This window comes from Epibacterium sp. ABV4_022 (assembly GCF_056159345.1).
The window spans coordinates 72409-93986 of sequence record NZ_JBSWVA010000001.1 but is presented as its reverse complement, the minus strand read 5'-3'; the positions used below and the strand labels follow the sequence as shown (position 1 = coordinate 93986).

Sequence of the window (21578 nt, the reverse complement as noted above, 5' to 3'; positions counted from 1 at the left end):
TAAACGCATTGTTTCCATAATGTGGACATGACATATTGCCTGCATCTGTGCGGGCGCATTAAGCCTGTGCCAGGGTCGTGGGGCCGATCCTGAAACTTGAGGGCAGTTATTTGGGGCTTTGGGATTCCTACCAGATGCGGATCAGGCGCAAGCGTCGGGTCCTGCGCGCCTTGCGAAAGTCGCGAGAGTTGCGCTGCATGCAGGACAATACCCACCGGATCTGCCCCGGTGACATCCTGCTCGCGACAACGGTCCGGAACGAGCAAATCCGCCTGCCCTATTTCCTGCAGTATTACCGCAGCCTGGGGGTCAATCACTTTCTGTTTGTCGACAATGACTCGACTGACGGGCTGCAGGGGTATCTGTCTGATATGCCGGATGTCTCGGTGTGGCACACGCGCGGCAGCTACAAACGCGCAACCTATGGCGTCGACTGGATCAACTACCTGCTGCGGCGCTACGCGCACGGCCATTGGTCCCTGGTTGTTGATCCGGATGAGTTCTTTATCTACCCGTTCTGCGATACGCGCCCGATCCGCGCGCTGACGGATTGGCTTGATACATCGCAGATCCGCAGCTTTGCGGCGATGTTGCTGGATATGTATCCCAAGGGCCGGATCGACGAGGTGCCCTATCAGGCGGGACAGGATCCGCTGGAGATCGCGCATTGGTTCGATGGTGGCAACTACACGATCAAGCGGAACAATCGCTACGGCAACCTGTGGATACAGGGTGGTCCGCGCGCACGGGTGTTTTTTGCCGACAAGCCAAAGCTCGCCCCAGCGCTGAACAAGATCCCGCTGGTGAAATGGCATCGCAAATATGCTTTTGTGAGCTCAACGCACATGCTGCTGCCGCGCGGGTTGAACCAGGTCTATGAAACCAATGGTGGCGAGAAGGCGAGCGGAATACTCCTGCATACCAAGTTTCTCGATACCTTCGGCGAAAAGGCCGCGGAGGAGATCAAGCGGCGGCAACACTACGGCAGGTCGGTCGAATACACGGCCTATGCCAATTCGCTCAAGGATCGCCCCGAGCTTTGGTGCAAGTGGAGCGAGAAATATATCAACTGGCGCCAGCTGGAGATCATGGGGCTGATGTCCAAGGGGAACTGGGCATGAGCACTGTCGGCATCGTGATGCTTGTGCATACGGCACTGGAGCGCGCCGAACAGGTGGCGCGCCACTGGACCGCCGCCGGGTGTCCGGTCGTGCTGCATGTGGATCGCAATGTCCCGCGCAAGACCTTTCAGGCGTTCCGCGGGGCGCTTGCCGACGATCCGCTGATCCGGTTCAGCCGGCGCCACCGCTGCGAATGGGGAACCTGGGGCATCGTTGCCGCATCCCAAGCTGCCTCGGAATACATGTTGTCGGAGTTTGCGGAGGTGCGTCATGTCTTTCTGGCGTCCGGGTCGTGCCTGCCGCTGCGGCCCGTGCAGGAATTGATCGACTATCTCGATGCACGCCCGGCCACGGATTTCATCGAAAGCGCCACCACTGCGGATGTGCCGTGGATCGTGGGTGGGCTCAGTGCGGAACGGTTTACCCTCAGGTTTCCGTTTTCCTGGCGCCGGCACCGCAAGCTGTTTGACGCCTATGTCGCGCTGCAGCGCCGGTTCAAGCTGCGCCGTCGTATACCGGCGGGGCTGGTGCCGCATATGGGCAGCCAATGGTGGTGCCTGACACGCAGAACCCTGTCGGCGATCCTGGAGGATCCGGAGCGGCCCCGGCATGATGCCTATTTCCGGCATGTGTGGATCCCTGACGAGAGCTACTATCAGACACTCGCGCGGCTCTATTCCGATCAGATCGAGAGCCGCTCGCTGACGTTGTCGAAGTTCGACTACCAGGGCAAACCGCATATTTTCTACGATGACCATTTGCAGCTTCTGCGTCGATCGGACTGTTTTGTGGCGCGTAAGATCTGGCCACATGCGGAACGGCTCTATCAGGCGTTTCTGACGGATGGGGCTGGCGCTGGCACGCGGAAAGAACCCAATCCGGGCAAGATCGACCGCATTTTCGCCAAAGCGGTCGAACGTCGCACCCGGGGGCGCAAGGGGCTCTATATGCAAAGCCGCTATCCCCGGCACGGCGAGGAAAACGGCCTCACGTCGGGGCCGTATTCGGTGCTGCAAGGGTTTACCGAATTGTTCGAGGATTTCGAAACCTGGTTGGCGCGTGCCACGGGGGCCAGGGTGCATGGCCATGTGTTTGCGCCCGGGCGGGCCGAACTCGCGGGCGGGCAGGAGTTGATAAATGGCTGCCTCAGCGATACGGCGGCGCTGCGCGACTACGATCCCGAGAGCTATCTGAGCAATCTGATCTGGAACACCCGCGGCGAGCGGCAGTGCTTTCAGTTTGGTCCGGGCGACACCCAGCAGGCGAATTGGTTCATGGCGCGGGATACCAACGCGCAGATTTCGGTGATCTCGGGCGCGTGGGCGGTGCCCTTGTTCAAGTCCAACCGGAACTTTGCCGACCTGAGGCGGGAGGCCGCCCGGTTGCAGCGGATCGAGTCGGAGCATCTGAAGATCCTGCGGTCGCACTGGGCCAAGGCGCGTATCCGCATCTGGTCGATGGCGGAATTCATCGAGGCGCCGATGGAAAACCTGCAGACAGTTGTTGATGAAATCGGATCGACCGGCGGCCATCTCAGCGCCGCGCCGCGCCTGGTTGACCTGAGCGGGTTTGGTCAGTTCCTGCAAAACCTGAAAAACCAGGGCATGCATCCCTATCTCATGGGAGACTTCCCGGTTCAGAGCCTTGCGCAGCAGAGTGCGCCCCCGCGCCGCAAACCCTATCTGGTGAAGTGAGGTCCGATGACTGGTGCCTTCCACTCCTTTGTCGTGCTTGCAGACATGCGCACGGGATCGAATTTCCTCGAGGCCAACCTCAATGCGCTGGAGGGTGTTACCTGCCATGGGGAAGCATTCAATCCGCATTTCATCGGCTATCCGAACAAGGATGACATTCTGGGGGTGTCCCAACATGTGCGCGATAGCGACCCGATGCAGGTGCTGACGGCGATCCGATCCCAGCCGGGCGTGCTCGGCGGATTTCGCTATTTTCACGATCATGATCCCCGGGTGCTGGATTGCATTCTGGACGATCCCCGGATCGCCAAGATTGTCCTCACCCGCAACCCGCTCGACAGCTATGTGTCGCTCAAGATCGCGCGGAGCACCGGTCAGTGGAAGCTGACCAACGTTGCCCGTCGCAAGGACGCCAAAGCCGAATTTGATGGCGCGGAATTCGGCGCCTATGTGGAGGCGGTCCAGGAGTTTCAGGTCACCATCCTGAATCGCCTGCAGCGGAGCGGGCAGACCGCATTCTACATTGCCTATGAGGATCTTCAGGATCTCGACGTGATGAACGGCCTTGCGGCATGGCTGGGCACGTCGGCCCGGTTGGAGGCGCTGGACGAGCGTCTGAAGCGTCAGAACCCGGCGCCGGTGGTGTCAAAGGTCAGCAATCCGGAGGAGATGATGGAGGCCGTGGCCGGGCTGGATCGGTTCAATCTGACCCGGACGCCGAATTTCGAACCCCGGCGTGGTCCGGCGGTGCCGGGCTATGTGGCGGGGGTGGTGACGCCAATCCTCTATATGCCGATCAAATGCGGGGTGGAGGCCGATGTCACCCGCTGGATCGGCGCGTTGGACAAGGTCGAACCCGATGGGCTGATCTCTGGAATGAGCCAGAAGCAGTTGCGGCAATGGCGCAAGCACAATCCGGCGCACCGGAGCTTTACCGTGGTGCGGCACCCTCTGGCGCGGGCGCATTCGATATTCTGCCGCAGCATCCTCAGCACCGGCGCTGACAGTCTGGGACAGATCCGCAAGACCCTGCGCCGTCGGTTTGACCTGCAGATTCCGGCGACAGACCCGGATGACACCTACACGCGGGATGATCATCGGGCCGCATTCGAGCAGTTCCTGTTGTTTCTGAAGGCGAACCTGGCAGGGCAAACCGCGATCCGCGTGGATGCGCGCTGGGCCAGCCAGACACAGGTGATCGCTGGTTTTTCCGAGCTCGGTTCGCCGGATCTGATCGTCCGCGATCACGAGATGGCCGATGATCTGCCCTGGTTGGCCAGAAAGCTGGGGCGCCTGTCGCCGGGGCCGGTGCCACGGGTTGCGGCGGACCACCCCTACAGCCTGCAGGACATTTACGACGCCGAGCTCGAGTCCCTGAGCCGTTCGATCTATGCCCGGGATTACATGACGCTGGGGTTTGGCGACTGGGCCTGATCTGTTCGAATTTTCTGTGGTTTTAGCGTCGGAACAGGCGCGCGGGATCGTATCATTCCTGCAGACTGCAATGGGGACAGACAATGGACAAATCATTCAAACCAAAGAAGATGACCCGCAAGGAGTGGCAGGACAACCGGCCCCTGTTCCTCAAGGGGCTTGGTGTGGGCGCGGCGTTGGATGACTGGCAGAAACACATTGCCAAGGCCAATTATTCGGTGGGGACATTTGCGGCGATCCTCAAGGATGTCGAACATGCGATCATGGTCGTGGGCAAGCTCAAGCTGAAGATCATGGCGGCGATCAAGGTCTGCAAGAAGCAGATCGGCGATCACAAGGGAACCATTGCGGGGTTGGACAACTACCTCAAGGTCGCGGATGACAAACATAGCGATCTGCTCAAGCGGCATGCGTTCGAAAGCAAGATGAGCAAGTTGTCCGACAAGCCGACGGTGGACATGATCCTGAAGGACAGCAAGCTGACCAACGCCCTGTCGGCATTGCTGAAGGCGACCCATGACGAGCCGTTCCTGGACACCTACATCCTGGTTCACAAGAAAAATAAGATCGCCGAGGCCGTCAAGAAATACGGGCCGCGGAACGACTACAATATCGGTCACCACGCCAACAAGGCGCTGGTTGCGCATTACGTGAAGAAGGATGCGACGGTGACCGACAAAGCCCTGAAGGATGGCGAGAAGACCCTGCGCGCAGACAGTTTCAAACTGATGCGCGGGATTTGCGACCGATTGATGGGGCAGGAATTCGGCGCAGGATTTGTGCGCAAGGCCTACGGTATCTGAGGCTCTCGGCGCATGCGCTCCCTTTGCGTGCATGGGGAGCGCTCCGCGATGTGGTCGCAGGTCACAGGGCGCCTGCCACAGGGGGGGGGCTGCAGATCAGGAGTGTCCTGTCAGTCCGATGCCGCTGCGGTGCTCAGGCGGCCTGCACCGACTGGCTCTCGGTGAGGATGGTGTGCAGCGTGGCCGGGTCGGGGTTGGCCCGCAGCTTGGTGCAGAAGCTCTGTTCACGCAGGGTGCGGGAGACAAGCGCAAGCGCCTTGAGGTGCTCGACCCCCGCGTCCACAGGTGCAAACAGCGCAAAGACGATGTCGACCGGCTGACGGTCCACGGCGCCAAAATCAAGTGGCTTTTCCAGCGAGACAAACACCCCCACGACGCGATCCACGTCGCTCAGCCGTGCGTGGGGCAGGGCGACCCCATGGCCCACACCGGTGGGGCCGAGGCTTTCGCGGTCGAGCAGGGCTTCGACGGTGGCCTGCGCATCCAGGTTGTAGGCGGCCTGGCCGACTTCTGCGATTTCCTGAAACAGGCGTTTCTTGCTCGATGCCGCACCAATGACCCGGACGGCCTCCTGCGTGAGGATGTTGGAAATCTGCATTGCCTCTGCTCCACTCAGGGCGAAGGGGCCTGTTGCCGGCCCCCTCTGGTCATTCAGTTCTCGATCAGGGATCGATCCAGCCGATGTTGCCATCTTCACGCCGATACACCACGTTCAGCCCGTCCTTGCCTTCATTGCGGAAGACCAGCACGGGTGAGCCAGCCAGTTCCATCTGCATCACCGCCTCGCCAACAGACAAGGAGGGAATCTTGGTCTCCATCTCGGCGACGATAATCGGTTGCAGTGAGTCCGGCTCGTCGGCGGACTCCGCTTGTTCAGAGGCGAGGATATACGAGCTGGCTCCCATAAGTTCAACCGGTTCGGCCCGATCCCGGTGATGGTCCTTCAGACGACGCTTATAGCGCCGCAGCTGCTTGTCCATTTTTTCCAGGCAGGCCTCGAAAGAGGCGTAGATTTCAGTGGCATGGGCCTTGGCTTGGCATGTCAGCCCGGTGGACAGGTGGACGATTGCTTCGCAGACATATTCATGCGCACTGCGGGAGAAGACGACCTGTGCATCGGTCGGTCGGCCTGCGTATTTCTCCAGGATCGCACTCAGTTCCGTCTCCACGTGGGTTTGCAGAGATTCGCCGATGTCGATCTGTTTTCCGCTGACTTTGTAACGCATGTGATCTCCTTTTTGTGTTGCCTGGGCCCGCACCAATGGACACAGCAGGGCTGTGGTGTCGGTGTCAGGATCGCCAGGAAGGATGGGCAAACCCTGCAGCGTGCAGCCCGCCGGACCCTGAGCACAGGGTCAAAGGAGGGACTGCATCGGGACGCATGTTTGCCATGACACAATTCGATGACAAACCCGGCACGGAGTCAATGCAATTCCACGTGCATCGCGTTGGTTGAAACAACCAGTCGGCGAGCCTTTGCCGGAATATCTTGCGTCAGGGGTGTTTAGGAAATCCGAAAGTTATCGCCAAGGTACACGCGGCGGACGTTTTCATTTTCAACGACCTCTTCCGGGGTGCCGGACATCAGCACCTGACCGTCGTGCAGGATGTAGGCGCGATCAACGATTTCCAGGGTCTCGCGCACGTTGTGATCGGTGATGAGCACGCCGATGCCCCGCGTTTTCAACTCGGCAACGAGATTGCGGATGTCGCCGACCGAAATCGGATCAACCCCGGCAAAGGGTTCGTCAAGCAGCAGGTATTTCGGATCTGCCGCCAGGCAACGGGCGATTTCCACCCGGCGACGCTCCCCACCAGAGAGCGCCAGAGCCGGGGCGCGGCGCAAATGTTCGATCGAGAAATCGGACAGCAGCTCCTCCAGGCGTTCGCGCCGTTTGTGTTCGTGGCGAACCGCAATATCCAGCACCGCGGAAATATTGTCCTCGACCGAGAGCCCCCGAAAGATCGACATTTCCTGCGGCAGGTATCCGATCCCCAAGCGCGCGCGCCGGTACATCGGCAGCGAGGTCACGGTCTGCCCGTCGATGGTGACGCTGCCGGCCTCGGGAAACACCAGCCCGGCAATCGTGTAGAAACTCGTGGTTTTGCCCGATCCGTTTGGCCCCAGCAGCGCGACGACCTCGCCCCGGTTGAGCTCCATTGAGACATCGCGGATGACGACTTTCTTGCGGTAGCTCTTGCGCATCTTGTTGACGCGCAGCCCCGACGACCCGGTGGTGACTGTCAGATTGGGATGGGTCATCAGTTATCGCTGCCGCCGCCGAGGGTGGTCCGGACCCGGCCGCTGAGCGTCGCGTTGCCGGTGGTGAGATCGACCGTCATGGTCTCTGCGCCGAGGGTGTTGCCGGCCTGGGTCAGCAGCACATCCCCCCGCATCACCACCGTGCCGCTTTCGATGGTGTAATCGGCCTCGCGCGCTTCGGCGGCATCCTCGCCGCTGATGAGCACGACATTGCCACGCGCCTCGAGCCGTTTGATCCCGTTGCCCTCGGCCCGTCTGATGACCAGAACGTTATCCGCGCTCAGCCGCATATCGCCCTGAATGATCAACACGCTGCCAGTGAGCAAGGCAGAGCCGTCTTCCTGGTTCACCCGCATACTTTCGGAGGTGATATCGACAGGTTGCGACGTGTCCGTCTGCAGGATCCCAAAGGATACCCCGGTCCCCTGCGCCATCACGGCGGGGGCCTGTCCGAGGGCCATCAAACCAAAGAGCATAACAAATGTCAGTCGTCGCACGGGTTATCTTTCTACTTTTGCAGGATCGTACACCAGCTTCACGCCGTCCGTGAACTCTATATGTACGGGACTGTTCTTCGATTGTGTGAAGATCCGCATGGCACCGGCGGAAAAGTCACCAAAAGGACCAGTGGCGGTGATTGCGCCAGGGCTGCGGGCTTCGATGCCGCTCAGCAGTGCTTCCAGCGTGTCGGTTTCGACCCGGGTGCCGTTTGCGGTCAGGATACGCACGTTGCCAGTGAGTGTGGCGGTCCCCTTGTCGGGCCGGATCGACCCGGAGTCGGACAGCAGCAGAATGCTGTTTCCTTCCGTGGTCTTTATTTCGGCCTCAAGATCGGTGGCAGAGGCCGTGCCCTGATCGCCATCAGGCAGGGCCTTTGCGGCGGCAATGGTGATTTCGTGGCCCGAGTCCGTGGTCCCGGTAAAAAAAGGCGCTGTCACCTGCTGTCCCCGGAGCCGGTTTTCGATGTCGACCTGGGCAAAGGGGATCGCGGGTTCGTTTTCCACGCCGCGCGAGATCAGAAACAGGGTGGAGAGCAGCCCGAGCGACGCCAGCGGCAGCACAACCTTCAGGTAGGCGACAGTGCGCGAATAGCGATCCATGGCTCGTCCTTCCTGTGTTGGGGTTGCGGATCAGGGCGTCGGCGGGGTGCGGCGGGCACCGTCAGGAATGGGCAAATATATCCGTATCCGGCCAGCCAGCCAGATCAAGCTGCGCGCGCACCGGCAGAAAGTCAAAACACGCCTGAGCGATCTCCGTGCGGCTTTCACGTGCCAGGCGCTTGTCCAGTTCCTTGCGCAAGCGGTGCAGATAGAGAACATCGGAAGCGGCATAATCCAGCTGAGCCTGGGTCAGGGTCTCGGCGCCCCAGTCGCTCATCTGCTGCTGTTTGGAAATATCCTGCCCCAACAGATCCTGGGTCAGGTTCTTCAGGCCGTGGCGATCCGTATAGGTTCGCACCAGACGGCTGGCGATCTTGGTGCAATAGACCGGTGCCGCCAGTGTCCCAAAGGCATGATAAAGCGCTGCGATGTCAAAGCGCCCGAAGTGAAAGAGCTTCAGAACCTTCGGGTCGGCCAGCATCCGGGTCAGGTTTGGCGCGGACGTCTGCCCTTTTGCGATCTGCACGATATGGGCATTGCCGTCGCCGCCCGACATTTGCACCACGCAAAGACGGTCCCGATGGGGGTTCAGCCCCATGGTTTCACAATCAATGGCGACAACCGGTCCAAGGTCGAGGCCGTCCGGAAGATCTTGCGGATAAAGATGCGTGGCCACGGGGCGATCCTTGGTTGCGGTTGGTTCGGGCGAGCTGGCTTCGACATAGGCGCTTTGAGATGCGAACTCAACCGCTGCTGCCCTGCGGAGGCGGCGCCGGTTGGCGTCTGGCGATCACGGCCGGGGGGCATCAGGCCAGAGCGGTCAGGCGCGTCGGCTATCGCGATTGACAGCGCGCGGAGATTCTGTTTTATTTTAATCGCCGAAATAAATATGTGTACGACCCCAGCGGTCGTGCGCGCCGGGCGATTGGGAGGACATCGAATGTTTCTGGGTCTTGACGTGGGGACGTCGGGGCTGCGCGCGTTGCTGGCCGATGAGGGTGGCAATGTCATTGGCGTGGCGGATGCAGCTTATGGGGTCTCACACCCGCATACCGGGTGGAGCGAACAGGACCCGGAGGACTGGATCACCGCCTGCCAGACCGCGATTGCGGCGTTGCGTCGGGACCACCCGACCGAGCTCGCCGCGCTGCGCGGCATCGGCCTCAGCGGCCACATGCACGGGGCCACGCTGCTGGATGCGGCGGGCAAGGTTCTGCGCCCCTGTATTCTGTGGAACGACACGCGTTCGGCTGCCGAGGCGGCCCAGCTGGATGGCACAGAAGGCGTGCGGGATCTGTCGGGCAATATCGTGTTTCCCGGCTTCACCGCGCCAAAACTGGCCTGGGTCAAGGCGCATGAGCCGGAGATCTTTGCTCAGGTCGCCAAGGTGCTGCTCCCCAAGGATTATCTGCGCTACTGGCTGACCGGCGCCTATGTCTCTGACATGTCAGACAGCGCCGGGACGTCGTGGCTCGACGTGGGCGCGCGGGATTGGTCGGAGCAGCTGCTGGACGTGTCCGGTATGCGCCGGGATCAGATGCCCGACCTGGTCGAAGGCTCCGCCGCCAGCGGCGATCTGCGTGACGCGCTTCGCGATGAATGGGGCATCGACGGTGCGGTGGTTGTCGCCGGGGGCGGTGGCGACAACGCGGTTGCCGCCTGCGGGGCCGGGTGTTTCCGTGAGGGTGAGGGCTTTGTGAGCCTTGGCACCTCCGGCGTGCTCCTGGCCGCCAAAGCCGCTTATAAACCTGACCCGGCCTCGGCTGTGCATACCTTCTGCCACGCGGTGCCGGATACGTGGTATCAGATGGGGGTGATCCTGGCGGCGACGGATTGTCTCAATTGGTTGTCGCGCACGCTTGGGCAGACCCCGGCGACGCTGGCGGGACTGCTGCCGGACCAGATCGCCGGACCCTCTTCGGTGACGTTCCTGCCCTATCTTTCTGGCGAGCGCACACCGCATAACGATGCCCGCATTCGCGCCACGCTTGCAGGGCTTGATATTGGCGATGGCCCGGCAGAGCTGACACAGGCGGTGATGGAAGGCGTGGCCTTTGCGCTGCGCGATTGCCTTGAGGCGCTCAAGGGCACCGACACCAACCTCACGCGCCTGCTTGCAGTGGGGGGCGGCACCCGGTCGCCCTATTGGGTGGAAACCCTTGCGACTGTCCTTGGCGTGTCCCTCGACATTCCCGACAAGGGCGAGTTTGGCGCGGCATTGGGCGCCGCCCGTCTGGCGATGACCGCCACAGGCGCGGACATTTCCGCCGTGATGACTGCACCGCCCACCGCCCACACCATTGATCCACGCCGCGACCTGACCGAGGCCTATGACGCCTCATACGCTCGGTATCGCGCGCTCTATCCCAACATGAAGGCACTGATGACATGACCACCGGCTTCTTTGGCGACGTTTCCAAAATCCAATATGAAGGCGCAGACAGCACCAACCCGCTGGCCTTCCGCCACTACAACCCCGACGAGGTGATCCTCGGCAAACGGATGGAGGAACATCTGCGCTTTGCCACCTGCTACTGGCACAATTTTGTGTGGCCGGGCGGCGATCCGTTTGGCGGCCAGACCTTTGACCGCCCGTGGTTCAAGGACACGATGGAGGCGGCCAAGTTCAAGGCCGATGTGGCGTTTGAGATGTTCACCCTGCTGCAGTCGCCCTACTACTGTTTCCACGACGCCGATGTGCGGCCGGAGGGGGCGAATTTTGCGGAAAACACCCGCAACCTGAATGAGATCGTCGAGTATTTCGCGCAAAAGCAGGAAGAAACCGGGGTCAAACTGCTCTGGGGCACCGCCAACCTGTTTTCCAACGCGCGGTTCATGTCGGGGGCGTCGACCAATCCGGACCCGGATGTCTTTGCCTTCTCGGCGGCGACCATCAAGACCTGCATGGACGCAACCCACCGTCTCGGCGGCGAAAACTACGTACTCTGGGGCGGGCGCGAAGGCTATGAAACGCTGCTGAACACCGATTTGGCACAAGAAGACCAGCAGATGGGCCGGATGCTCAACATGGTGGTCGAGTACAAACACAAGATCGGCTTCAAGGGAGCGATCCTGGTGGAGCCGAAACCGCAGGAGCCCTCCAAACACCAGTACGACTACGACGCCGCGACCGTCTATGGCTTCCTCAAACGCCACGGGCTGGAAAATGAGGTCAAACTGAACCTCGAGCAGGGCCACGCAATCCTCGCGGGACATTCGTTCGAGCACGAGATTGCCACCGCACAGGCGCTGGGCGTCTTTGGCTCCATCGACATGAACCGCAACGATTACCAGTCCGGTTGGGACACCGATCAGTTCCCGAACAACACGCCAGAGGTGGCGCTGGCCTATTACCACATCCTGAAACACGGTGGTTTCACCTCGGGCGGCACCAATTTTGATGCCAAACTGCGCCGCCAGTCCATCGACCCGGAGGATCTGCTGATGGCGCATGTCGGCGGCATGGACATCTGTGCCCGCGGGTTCAAGGCCGCTGCGGCGATGATCGAGGACGGCACATTGGATCAGTTTGTCACCGACCGCTACGCCGGGTGGCAGCGGGACGATGCGCAGGATATGCTCTCGGGCAAGCTGTCACTGGACGACATCGCAGAACGGGTCGAGGCCGACAACATCAACCCGAAACCGCGGTCCGGGCGGCAGGAATATCTGGAAAACGTCATCAACCGGTTTGTCTGAATGAGCAACGCGCAGATCGTGGATCACGGCCTTCACCAAGGCCACATGCTGAAAGAGGCGCGGCTGTACAGCGCGGGCCTTTCCGTCAGCCTGCTAAACTTTGGTGCCGTAACCCGCGATCTGCGCCTGTTGTACGACGACCGCCCGCTGATCCTCGGGTTTGAGGACCCGGCCGCCTATCTGTACAACCCGGGCTATCTCGGCGTGATTGCGGGCCGGGTGGCCGGGCGGATCAAGAACGCGCGCTTTGCGCTCGATGGGCAGAGCTACCAACTCGACGCCAATGAAGGCGATACGCTGCTGCATGGCGGGGCACAGGGGCTTTCTCATGTGTTCTGGGAGATTGAACTGCTCTCTGATGCCAGCGCGCGCCTGCGCTACCACTCACCGGAGGGGGAGGCGGGGTTCCCCGGTGCAGTGGATGTGTCTCTGACCGTCACGCTTGAGGGGCTGGCGATTGTCTATGACATGCGGGCCGAAGTCAGCGCAGCGACCCCGATCAGCCTCGCGCAGCACAATTATTATAACCTGATGGGCGGTAGGCAGCCGATCTGCGATCACCGGCTGCAGGTGGACGCCAGCAGCTTTCTCGTGTTGGACGATGCCAATGTCCCGACCGGTGAAATTGCAGCGCTGGATGGCAGCCATCATGACCTTCGTCTGGGGCGCAGTTTTGCCGACCTCGATCCGGAGCACCGGGGCAGCGATGTGGCGCTTGTGTTCGACACTTGCCGTGATCCGCAATTGCCGGTGGCGACACTGACCGCACCGGATGGGCTGCAAATGCGGATCGTTAGCGATCAGCCCTGCGCGCAGGTTTATACCGCCGCCGCCCTGCCGCCCCAGTCCGGTGCTTTGTCAGGACAGCAGATCGGCCCCGCCATGGGCGTCTGTTTTGAGCCGCAGGGCTTTCCCAACGCAGTGAACCTGCCGCAGTTTCCCAGCGTGATCGCGACCCCGGATCACCCCTACCGTCAACGCCTGCGTCTTGAACTCGGGAGGATCTGATGCACCGGATGATCGCGCTTGCCCTGCTGGGAGCTACGTCCGCACAGGCGGAGATGCGGCCTGACCTTGGCCCGCGCCCGCAGTTTCCGGCACCGGATATGGCGGCGGTGGAGCTGGGGCAGCTGTTGTTCTACGATCCGATCCTGTCGGGCAATCGCAACATCTCTTGCGCCACCTGCCACCACCCGCGCTTTGGCACTGGCGACGGTCTGTCGCTGGGTTTGGGCGAGGGCGGTATCGGCCTTGGCCCTGAGCGCCGCGCTGATCCCGCCAATCTGCCCGAGCAGCGCATCCCGCGCAATGCGCCGGGTCTGTGGAACCTTGGCGCACCGGAATTCACCGTGATGTTCCACGATGGACGGCTGGAGGATCACCCCGACCACCCCGGCGGTATCCGCACCCCCTTGGGCGAGGATATGGTTGCTGGCTTTGACGACGCGCTTGCCGCGCAGGCGATGTTCCCGGTGCTCTCTGCCGATGAAATGGCCGGGCATTACTCGGAAAACGAGGTCGCAGAGGCGGTGCGGCTGGGGCAACTGTCCACACCCGGCGGCGCATGGGACCGGATCGCCGCACGTGTCGAGGCCATCCCCGCCTATCGCGCTGGTTTTGATGCGGTGCTGGGGGAGGGCGCGCCAATCACCTTTGCCGACATCGGCAATGTACTGGCGGATTTCATCCGGTTCGAGTGGCGCGCCGATATGAGCCCCTTTGATGCCTACATGCTGGGGCAGGGCGATCTTCCTGCGCCCGCCCTGCGTGGTATGGAGCTGTTTTATGGCGAGGCCAATTGCAGCCAGTGCCACTCCGGCTGGTTCCAGACCGATCATGATTTTCATGCGCTGGCGGTGCCGCAGCTCGGGCCGGGCAAGGCCGCGCGGTTTGAAACCCACAATCGCGACGAAGGCCGCATCCGCGTCACGGGCGCCGCGCAGGATGCCTTTGCCTTTCGCACGCCCTCCTTGCGCAACATTGACCTGACCGCGCCTTATGGTCATTCCGGTGCCTTTGCCACGCTGGAGGGCATTGTGCTGCATCACCTGCAGCCGGGGGAATCATTGAATAATTACGACAGGTCAGCCGCGACCCTGCCTGACCTGTCCGGACAACAGGATTGGGCTGTGCACGAGTCCGCATCCGAACGCCAGGCGCTGACACAAGCGGTCAGCTACGCGCCGGTGCGCCTCACGCCAGCGGACATCGCGGATATTGTCGCGTTCCTGCACGCGTTGACGGACGATGTCGCCGCGGCGGGCCGTCTTGGGGTGCCGGAACAGGTCCCCAGCGGGCTGCCGGTGGATCGCTAGATCGGACTACTGCGTCAGGGTGATCTGTTGATTGGCATCGACAGTGTGCCAATCAGAGTGCGACCCATCCGGCCAGTTCACGCGGACCCGCACACGCGCGTGTGGCCCTAGGCCGAAGTGTAAGGCGCCGAGATCGCCACTCGCATGGCCACCGCCGACGGTCACCTCGCGGCTGACATCCGTATCGCCCAGTTCCATCTCGACAAAGGCGCCAATGGCATGGGTGTTCGGCGCCGCGCCCTTGAGGCGCAGCAGCAACCAGTTGCCACCTGCGGAGTTTGTGTTCTGCCAGACCTCCAGAGGCGCACGGCGATTGGCCACCGCAATATCGAGAAGACCGTCCCGGTTCAGGTCCACCAAAGCCCCGCCGCGCCCGCGATGCAGGCTGTCGACACCCGCCATCGCGCCAACCTCGACAAAGCTGCCGTCTGCCCGTTGCAGCATCAGGTTGTTGGGGTCTTTCTGGGCGGCATCGGGCATCTGCTCGACATTGCCCTTGGTGACAAAGATGTCATCGCGCCCGTCGTTGTTCACATCCCCGAATGCCGCGTGCCACCCGGTCGAGGGGCGCCCATCGCCGCCGGTATAGGGCCGGTGGGCGGTGGTGCCAAAGCCATAGGTCACGTCTTCCCAGACCGGGCCGTCCGCGTCGGGGGTTTGCAGCTGAAACTTCTGGTCCCCCATCGAGGTCAGGTAGACGTCCTGAAACCCGTCGCCGTTCATGTCCCGGGAGGCGATCCCCATGCCCCAGAGCGCATACTCGCGCCAGCCGTCCTCGGCGTCATAAAGGCGGGGCGCTGCCTCCATCGCCCACATCTGTTCCTGTCCACCGCGCACATAATAATGCCGGTCGTTCGAGACCCTGAGGTCGGCGCGACCGCTTCGGTTCCAATCGCTGAACAGGAGCGAGAGCGCGCAATACCCCGGCGTCAGCCGTTGCATCGGGGCATAGGATGCTCCGGCGGGACGAAACAGCAGCGTGTCGTCGCAGGTTCCGAACGGCCCCTCCGGATCTGTGCGGTCCACATAGGTGCCAAAGGCCAGCGTCGGCAGGGCGTTGTCTCCTTCCCAGGTGGCGGAAAACGCGGTTGTCCAATGGTCGCCACTGACAAAGCCCAACGTGTCGAAGGGTTCGAACTGGCACTGTCCGAGACCGCGCATCAGCACATCCGGCCCCGCGCGCAGGATGGCGAGGTCGTCCAGCCCATCGCCGTCGATATCCAGGGGATAGGCGCCGGTGACCCCCGTGAGCGCCAGCGCCGGGGGTGTTTGTGGGGAAAACGCCAATGACGCGCCAGGTTCAGCCGTGGCATTGACAAAGAGCTGTGCCGGATTGGCCCCGCCCGCTGCGTAAAGATCCGGTAACGTGTCGCCGTTGCAATCGAACACTGCAAGGCCGCCGCCCACGTAATGCTCCCATCCGCCGTCATAGACATGCTCTGCGATGGGCACCGGCGTGAACTCTGGCACCGTTGGTTCGGCTTGGGCGGGATGGGCCAGCATCAACAGGGCGAGGGCACACGCGTCAGGCCGCAGCATTGGCCAACTCCTTCACGGTCTGCGAGGTGACTTCCTCGATGCCATAGGCGGCGGCACCCTTGGCCCACATCAGATCGCCCCAATCGTGGACGATCACCTCGGGCAGGGGCGCATCCACCTGCACCACCCATTGGCGCATCTCCTCGATCAGCTTGTCGGAGTAGAGATAGTCGAACGACAGCCGTGCGCCTGCGAGGATGATCTTGCTGGGATCAAAGATATTCACCACATTGGCCAGTCCCATGGCAAACATCCGCCGTGCCCGGTCGAGGATCGATTGCGCCATCGCATCGCCATTCTCGGCCGATTGAAACAGCGAGGCGATGGTCCTGTGGCGCTCGCTGCCGCTGGAGATATTGGCCTCGCGCAGGAGCGCATAGTCACCCACATAGGCCTCCAGACAGCCGCGCTGCCCGCATTGGCACAGCGCCCCTTCGAGGTGGACCTTGGTGTGCCCGAATTCAGCGCCACAGCCGCGGGTGCCCCGGTAGATCTGCCCGTCGATCACGATGCCCATGCCGACGCCATGTTCGATGGTGATGACGATGAAATTGTCGCAGGTGCGGCCCTCGCCAAACAGGTGCTCGGCCTTGGCGACCAGATTGGCATCATTGTCGAGGAAGACCGGGCAGGGCAGATCCTGGGCGATTGCCGCACCAAACTGCACGTTGCGCTCCTCGAGCGAGGATGACCAGTAGATGAAACTGCGTTCCGCATCGATCATGCCGGCCATGCCCAGCCCGACACCGGACAGGTCGTCGATCCCGAAACCACCCTTCTTGCAGGTATACTCCAGCGCCCGCCGGATCTGGGCGCAGAGGTCCGGGACCGGCATGTTGCCCTTGACCAAGGGCATCTCGTGGCTGGCCAGTTCCGTGCCGACAAAGTCGGTGATGACGGTGGAGATCACATGGTGCGACACCTTCAAACCGGCAATCCGATGCGCATCCCCGCGGATCTTGAGCGCGACGCGCGGGCGTCCGCGCTTGGTTTCCGAAGAACCGTCCGGTGCAATTTCCTCGATCAGACCGGCAGCCAGCAGCTCTGCGGTGATGGCGGTGACCGTTGCCGGGCTGACGCCGGTTGCCTTGGCGATGTCGATGCGGGCGATGCTTTCGGCCGCACGGATCACGTCCAGGATCTGCTGCCGTCCGCTTTCACGCTGGTCGCTGCCCGACGACAGCCGTCCTGATCGTGCCAAATTGATCCTCCTCCCATGCCGTCTCCACGCGGCAGCGCCACGTTATGGCACCATAAAATGCCTCCGGCAATCTCTCCCTCGTCGCAGCCTACATGATTTAATTTGAAACTCAAAAAAAATATTGCTACACACGACTCACAGTGTGGGCCCGGAAAAGCAATTGGCCTGCATGACAAGGGAGGAAGACATGAAATTCTTGAACGGACTTTCCGTTATCGCACTCAGTGCATTTGCTGCATCCTCGGCCTTTGCCGCGGATCTGACCGTCGGCGTCAGCTGGTCAAACTTTCAGGAAGAGCGGTGGAAAACCGACGAAGCGGCCATCGTGTCCGCCCTGGAGGAAGCCGGTGCTGAATATATTTCCGCCGACGCGCAGTCCTCGTCTGCCAAGCAGCTTTCCGACATCGAAAGCCTGATCGCCCAGGGCGTGGATGCGCTGATCATCCTCGCACAGGATTCCCAGGCGATCGGCCCGGCCGTGCAGGCCGCTGCTGATGAAGGCATTCCGGTGGTCGCCTATGACCGTCTGATCGAGGACAACCGCGCCTTTTACCTGACCTTCGACAACGTCGAGGTTGGCCGCATGCAGGCGCGCGCGGTGTTCGAGGCAATGCCCAAGGGCAACTACGTGATGATCAAGGGCTCGCCCACCGATCCCAACGCGGACTTCCTGCGCGGTGGTCAGCAGGAGATCATTCAGGCCGCGGTTGATGCGGGTGACATCAATATCGTGGGTGAGGCCTACACCGATGGCTGGCTGCCCGCCAACGCGCAGCGCAACATGGAGCAGATCCTGACCGCCAACGACAACAATGTCGACGCGGTTGTGGCCTCCAATGACGGCACCGCGGGCGGTGTCGTGGCGGCGCTGACCGCACAAGGCATGGAAGGTATCCCGGTTTCCGGTCAGGACGGCGACCACGCTGCGCTGAACCGCGTTGCCAAGGGCACCCAGACCGTGTCGGTGTGGAAGGACGCCCGTGACCTCGGCCATGCCGCAGGCGAGATCGCCGTGGCCATGGCCGGCGGCACAGCGATGGAAAACATCGACGGTGCCGTGTCCTGGACCTCGCCGGCGGGCACCACCATGACCGCCAAATTCCTGGCGCCGGTTCCGGTGACCAAGGACAACCTGTCGGCTGTTGTGGATGCTGGCTGGATCACCCAGGAAGCGCTCTGCCAGGGCGTGGAAAACGGCCCGGCCCCCTGCAACTGATCTAACCAAATCGGGTGGTCCGGAGTTTTTCGGACCATCCACCCCCCTTTTCTGATATACTTCGCTGAATACTGGAGCCGGATATGACCGACACCACGTCTCAGCCAATCACCCCCCAAACCAAGCGCAATGTCTTCCAGCAGCTTGAGCTGGATGTGCGGCTATTGGGTATGATTGGTGCCTTCATCATTCTCTGCATCGGGTTCAACCTGGTGACCGATGGGCGCTTCCTGACGCCGCGCAACATCTTCAATCTGACGATCCAGACCGTCTCCGTGGCGATCATGGCCTCCGGCATGGTGTTTGTAATCGTCACCCGCCACATTGACCTCAGCGTCGGTGCGCTGCTGGCGACCTGCTCCGCCATCATGGCGATGACGCAGACCGAGTTCGTGCCGAATGTGCTGGGGCTGGGCCTCAACCATCCGATCACCTGGGCGGTTGCGGTTGTGGTCGGCCTGGTCGCGGGCACCCTGATCGGGGCGTTTCATGGCTGGATGGTCGGCTATCTGACAATCCCCGCCTTCATCGTGACCCTGGGCGGGTTTCTCGTCTGGCGCAACGTGGCCTGGTACATGACCGACGGTCAGACCATCGGCCCGCTCGATTCCACCTTCCTGATGTTTGGCGGCACCAACGGCACCCTCGGGATCACCGCAAGCTGGGTGCTGGGGCTTGTGGCGACCGCGCTTGCATTGTTGACGCTGTGGAACAGCCGCCGGGCCAAGCTGGCACATGACTTCCCGGTGAAACCTCTCTGGGCCGAGGGCGTGCTGGCCGCGATCATTGCCGCATCCATTCTGGGGTTTGTCGGCACCCTGAATGCCTATGAGATCCCGACCCGTCGTCTGGAGCGCATGTTCGAGGCCCGCGGCGAGGTGATGCCCGAAGGCTTTACCCAAGGCTATGGCCTGCCGATTTCGGTGCTGATCCTGATCGCAGTGGCGGTGGTGATGACAATTGTGGCCCGTCGCACCCGTCTGGGACGCTACATCTTTGCCACCGGCGGCAATCCGGACGCGGCAGAGCTGTCGGGTATCAACACCCGTATGCTGACGGTGAAGATCTTTGCCATCATGGGCTTCCTCTGCGCGCTGTCGGCGGTTGTGGCCTCGGCCCGTCTGGCCAACCACTCCAACGACATCGGCACATTGGACGAGCTGCGGGTGATCGCGGCAGCCGTGATTGGCGGCACCGCGCTCTCTGGCGGATTTGGCACCATCTACGGCGCCATCCTCGGCGCGCTGATCATGCAGAGCCTTCAGTCCGGCATGGCCATGGTGGGCGTCGATGCGCCGTTCCAGAACATCGTTGTCGGCTCCGTGCTCGTCGCCGCCGTCTATATCGACATCGTCTATCGCAAGCGTGTGGGGGCCAAATAATGACCACTCCCAAGGAACTCCGTGCCTCTGGCGCAACTCCGATGGTGGAGATGAACAACATCTCCATCTCTTTTGGCGGTATCAAGGCGGTGGACGACGTCTCGGTCGATCTGCACCCCGGCGAGGTCGTGGGCCTGCTGGGCCATAACGGCGCCGGCAAGTCGACCCTCATCAAGGTGCTTTCGGGCGCCTACAAGATGGACTCGGGCGAGATCCGCATCAACGGCAACAAGGTGGAGATCACCAACCCCCGCGATGCCCGCAGCCACAATATCGAGACGATCTATCAGACGCTGGCGCTGGCGGACAACCTCGATGCGGCCTCCAACCTGTTTCTGGGGCGCGAGATCGTCACCGGCACCGGTCTGGTGAACGACGCCGCAATGGAAGCCGAATGCCGCAAGATCATGGGCCGCCTGAACCCGAACTTCCGCAAGTTCAACGAGCCGGTCTCGGCGCTCTCGGGCGGGCAGCGGCAATCGGTGGCGATCGCGCGCGCGGTCTATTTCAACGCCAAGATCCTGATCATGGACGAACCCACCGCAGCGCTGGGTCCGCATGAAACGCAGATGGTGGCGGAACTGATCCAGCAGCTGAAGGCGCAGGGCATCGGGATCTTCCTGATCGATCACGATGTGCATGCGGTGATGGAACTCTGCGACCGGGCATCTGTCATGAAGAACGGCCAGCTTGTGGGCACCGTCGACATTGACGATGTGACCGATGATGATCTCCTGTCGATGATCATTCTTGGCAAGACACCGGGCGAAGCTGCGGCCTGATCCCGGCATCTTCGAAGTTTGCAAAGGGGCGCATTCGCGCCCTTTTGTGTTTGGCGCATCGCCAAACCGGAGCGCGGTTACCCATCTGAAATGGAACACACGGGTTGACCCAGAGCGCTGAAATCTAAGCTTGAAAGCAGGCTCCGTTGGGTTTAAATCCACCGTCGATCCGCCTCAATAGCTCAGCTGGTAGAGCAGGTCCTTCGTAAGGACAAGGTCGGGGGTTCGAGTCCCTCTTGAGGCACCACTCACTCTTTTGATGGTATGCGATCCCTTCGAGCGGTGTGCCCGCGAGGCGAGCTCGAAGACGCGCGGCAATAAACGGGAAACGCTCTGCTTGGACCGGTGGGGTCAATCCGATCTTGGCGACAAGAGCCTCTCCACACTTTCACCTGCAAATTTCGTCGCGTGGCGTGACGCCCGGTTGCAAACAAGTGGCGCCCTCGACAGTGCGGAGAGAAATGCCTCTCATGAGGTCTGTGTTCTCCGTGGCTCGGCGGGAGTGGGGATTAATAGTAGGTAACCGATGTTCGCAAGCCGCAAGAAGCAGCTGCCCGGAACCGTTTGCCGACGAGGGCGGAACTGGAGCGTCTCGAGCTCTCAGCAGCTAGTGATCTCAACAATGCGACGGCGCGCGCGTTTCATGCATTCCTGTTTGCGGCAGAAACCGCAGTGTGTGCCGGCGAAATCGTGGGTATGAAATGGGAGCACATCGACCTGGAGCGCCGGGTTGTGGGGTTACCTTCGTTAAGAAGCTTGCGTGCATCTTCCCGTTGGTCCCGAGCCTGCTCGAGGCTCAGATCAGGGTTTTCTCCGAAAGAGAGCAACTTCTCTTTACCCATCCAGCGATATTTGAACCGCCACAGTTTGGAGCCACCGGGATTGACCAGGAGGAACAAGCCGTCGAAGTCGGCCTGCTTATAGGGTTTCTCTTTCGGCTTTAGAGCGCGGACTTTGGCATCGCTCAGAACAGGCATCTGAGGGTACCTCATTTCACGACCTCGGCGGTACCCCGACCCATACCCCCAT

The 21578-nt window shown here is 61.7% G+C and carries 20 protein-coding genes and 1 tRNA gene; 12 read left to right on the top strand and 9 right to left on the bottom strand.

Annotated elements, in window-relative coordinates; translation table 11 throughout:
* Positions 1-134 precede the first annotated feature (134 nt).
* From ACXAF5_RS00415 to ACXAF5_RS00400, 4 genes are all read left to right on the top strand, one after another.
* A complete protein-coding gene (locus ACXAF5_RS00415) occupies positions 135-1121 on the top strand; it encodes a glycosyltransferase family 2 protein (protein ID WP_474945133.1) in 987 nt (328 codons plus the stop codon).
* Positions 1118-2815: a DUF5927 domain-containing protein gene (locus tag ACXAF5_RS00410; RefSeq protein WP_474945132.1), complete on the top strand. Its 1698-nt coding sequence runs from the start codon at positions 1118-1120 to the stop codon at positions 2813-2815. The genes ACXAF5_RS00415 and ACXAF5_RS00410 overlap by 4 nt, the downstream gene beginning before the upstream one ends.
* Positions 2816-2821: 6 nt before the next feature.
* On the top strand, positions 2822-4249 hold the full coding sequence (locus ACXAF5_RS00405) for a nodulation protein NodH (protein WP_474945131.1): 1428 nt from the start codon (positions 2822-2824) through the stop codon (positions 4247-4249).
* 83 nt (positions 4250-4332) lie between these two features.
* Positions 4333-5052, top strand: a complete 720-nt coding sequence (locus ACXAF5_RS00400) for a hypothetical protein (protein WP_474945130.1) — start codon at positions 4333-4335, stop codon at positions 5050-5052.
* A gap of 133 nt (positions 5053-5185) precedes the next feature.
* On the opposite strand, the gene ACXAF5_RS00395 is transcribed toward ACXAF5_RS00400, so the two are convergent.
* The 6 genes from ACXAF5_RS00395 to ACXAF5_RS00370 form a co-directional block, all read right to left on the bottom strand.
* Positions 5186-5650: a PTS sugar transporter subunit IIA gene (locus tag ACXAF5_RS00395; RefSeq protein WP_239322359.1), complete on the bottom strand. Its 465-nt coding sequence runs from the start codon at positions 5648-5650 to the stop codon at positions 5186-5188.
* A gap of 64 nt (positions 5651-5714) precedes the next feature.
* A complete protein-coding gene (hpf, locus tag ACXAF5_RS00390) occupies positions 5715-6278 on the bottom strand; it encodes a ribosome hibernation-promoting factor, HPF/YfiA family (protein ID WP_239322360.1) in 564 nt (187 codons plus the stop codon).
* 278 nt (positions 6279-6556) lie between these two features.
* Complete coding sequence (lptB, locus tag ACXAF5_RS00385; RefSeq protein WP_239322361.1) at positions 6557-7315, bottom strand: LPS export ABC transporter ATP-binding protein; 759 nt, start codon at positions 7313-7315, stop codon at positions 6557-6559.
* A complete protein-coding gene (locus ACXAF5_RS00380; protein WP_474945129.1) occupies positions 7315-7812 on the bottom strand; it encodes an LptA/OstA family protein in 498 nt (165 codons plus the stop codon). The genes lptB and ACXAF5_RS00380 overlap by 1 nt, the downstream gene beginning before the upstream one ends.
* 3 nt (positions 7813-7815) lie before the next feature.
* Complete coding sequence (lptC, locus tag ACXAF5_RS00375) at positions 7816-8415, bottom strand: LPS export ABC transporter periplasmic protein LptC (protein WP_239322363.1); 600 nt, start codon at positions 8413-8415, stop codon at positions 7816-7818.
* A gap of 61 nt (positions 8416-8476) precedes the next feature.
* Positions 8477-9091, bottom strand: a complete 615-nt coding sequence (locus ACXAF5_RS00370) for a ribonuclease D (RefSeq protein WP_474945128.1) — start codon at positions 9089-9091, stop codon at positions 8477-8479.
* Positions 9092-9355: 264 nt separating this feature from the next.
* On the opposite strand from ACXAF5_RS00370, the gene xylB reads away from it, so the two are divergent.
* From xylB to ACXAF5_RS00350, 4 genes are read left to right on the top strand one after another with little or no spacing between them, the layout of a single operon-like run.
* Positions 9356-10807 carry a xylulokinase gene (gene xylB / locus ACXAF5_RS00365; RefSeq protein ID WP_474945127.1) on the top strand — a complete coding sequence of 484 codons (1452 nt, stop codon included), beginning with the start codon at positions 9356-9358 and terminating at the stop codon, positions 10805-10807.
* Positions 10804-12114: a xylose isomerase gene (gene xylA, locus ACXAF5_RS00360; RefSeq protein ID WP_474945126.1), complete on the top strand. Its 1311-nt coding sequence runs from the start codon at positions 10804-10806 to the stop codon at positions 12112-12114. The genes xylB and xylA overlap by 4 nt, the downstream gene beginning before the upstream one ends.
* Positions 12115-13122, top strand: coding sequence for an aldose epimerase family protein (locus ACXAF5_RS00355; protein WP_474945125.1), 1008 nt, complete (start codon positions 12115-12117; stop codon positions 13120-13122).
* Positions 13122-14429 carry a cytochrome-c peroxidase gene (locus ACXAF5_RS00350; protein WP_474945124.1) on the top strand — a complete coding sequence of 436 codons (1308 nt, stop codon included), beginning with the start codon at positions 13122-13124 and terminating at the stop codon, positions 14427-14429. The genes ACXAF5_RS00355 and ACXAF5_RS00350 overlap by 1 nt, the downstream gene beginning before the upstream one ends.
* Before the next feature lie 6 nt (positions 14430-14435).
* Here the strand turns inward: ACXAF5_RS00350 and ACXAF5_RS00345 are convergent, their stop codons facing one another.
* Positions 14436-15968 (bottom strand): CRTAC1 family protein, encoded by a 1533-nt coding sequence (locus tag ACXAF5_RS00345; RefSeq protein ID WP_474945123.1) that lies wholly within the window; start codon positions 15966-15968, stop codon positions 14436-14438.
* Positions 15955-17169 carry an ROK family transcriptional regulator gene (locus ACXAF5_RS00340; RefSeq protein WP_474945122.1) on the bottom strand — a complete coding sequence of 405 codons (1215 nt, stop codon included), beginning with the start codon at positions 17167-17169 and terminating at the stop codon, positions 15955-15957. Before ACXAF5_RS00340 ends, ACXAF5_RS00345 begins: the two co-directional genes overlap by 14 nt.
* A gap of 187 nt (positions 17170-17356) precedes the next feature.
* Here ACXAF5_RS00340 and xylF point away from each other — a divergent pair, with 187 nt between their 5' ends.
* The 4 genes from xylF to ACXAF5_RS00320 all read left to right on the top strand — a co-directional run bounded on the left by xylF (position 17357) and on the right by ACXAF5_RS00320 (position 20796).
* Entirely contained in the window at positions 17357-18385 is a 1029-nt protein-coding gene (gene xylF / locus ACXAF5_RS00335) for a D-xylose ABC transporter substrate-binding protein (RefSeq protein ID WP_239322371.1), read from the top strand.
* 83 nt (positions 18386-18468) lie between these two features.
* Positions 18469-19767 carry a sugar ABC transporter permease gene (locus ACXAF5_RS00330; RefSeq protein WP_474945121.1) on the top strand — a complete coding sequence of 433 codons (1299 nt, stop codon included), beginning with the start codon at positions 18469-18471 and terminating at the stop codon, positions 19765-19767.
* Positions 19767-20549 carry an ATP-binding cassette domain-containing protein gene (locus tag ACXAF5_RS00325; RefSeq protein ID WP_474945120.1) on the top strand — a complete coding sequence of 261 codons (783 nt, stop codon included), beginning with the start codon at positions 19767-19769 and terminating at the stop codon, positions 20547-20549. The genes ACXAF5_RS00330 and ACXAF5_RS00325 overlap by 1 nt, the downstream gene beginning before the upstream one ends.
* A gap of 171 nt (positions 20550-20720) precedes the next feature.
* Positions 20721-20796 (top strand) — tRNA-Thr (locus tag ACXAF5_RS00320).
* 394 nt (positions 20797-21190) lie between these two features.
* Here the strand turns inward: ACXAF5_RS00320 and ACXAF5_RS00315 are convergent.
* Entirely contained in the window at positions 21191-21526 is a 336-nt protein-coding gene (locus ACXAF5_RS00315; protein ID WP_474945119.1) for an Arm DNA-binding domain-containing protein, read from the bottom strand.
* Between the last annotated feature and the right edge of the window lie 52 nt (positions 21527-21578).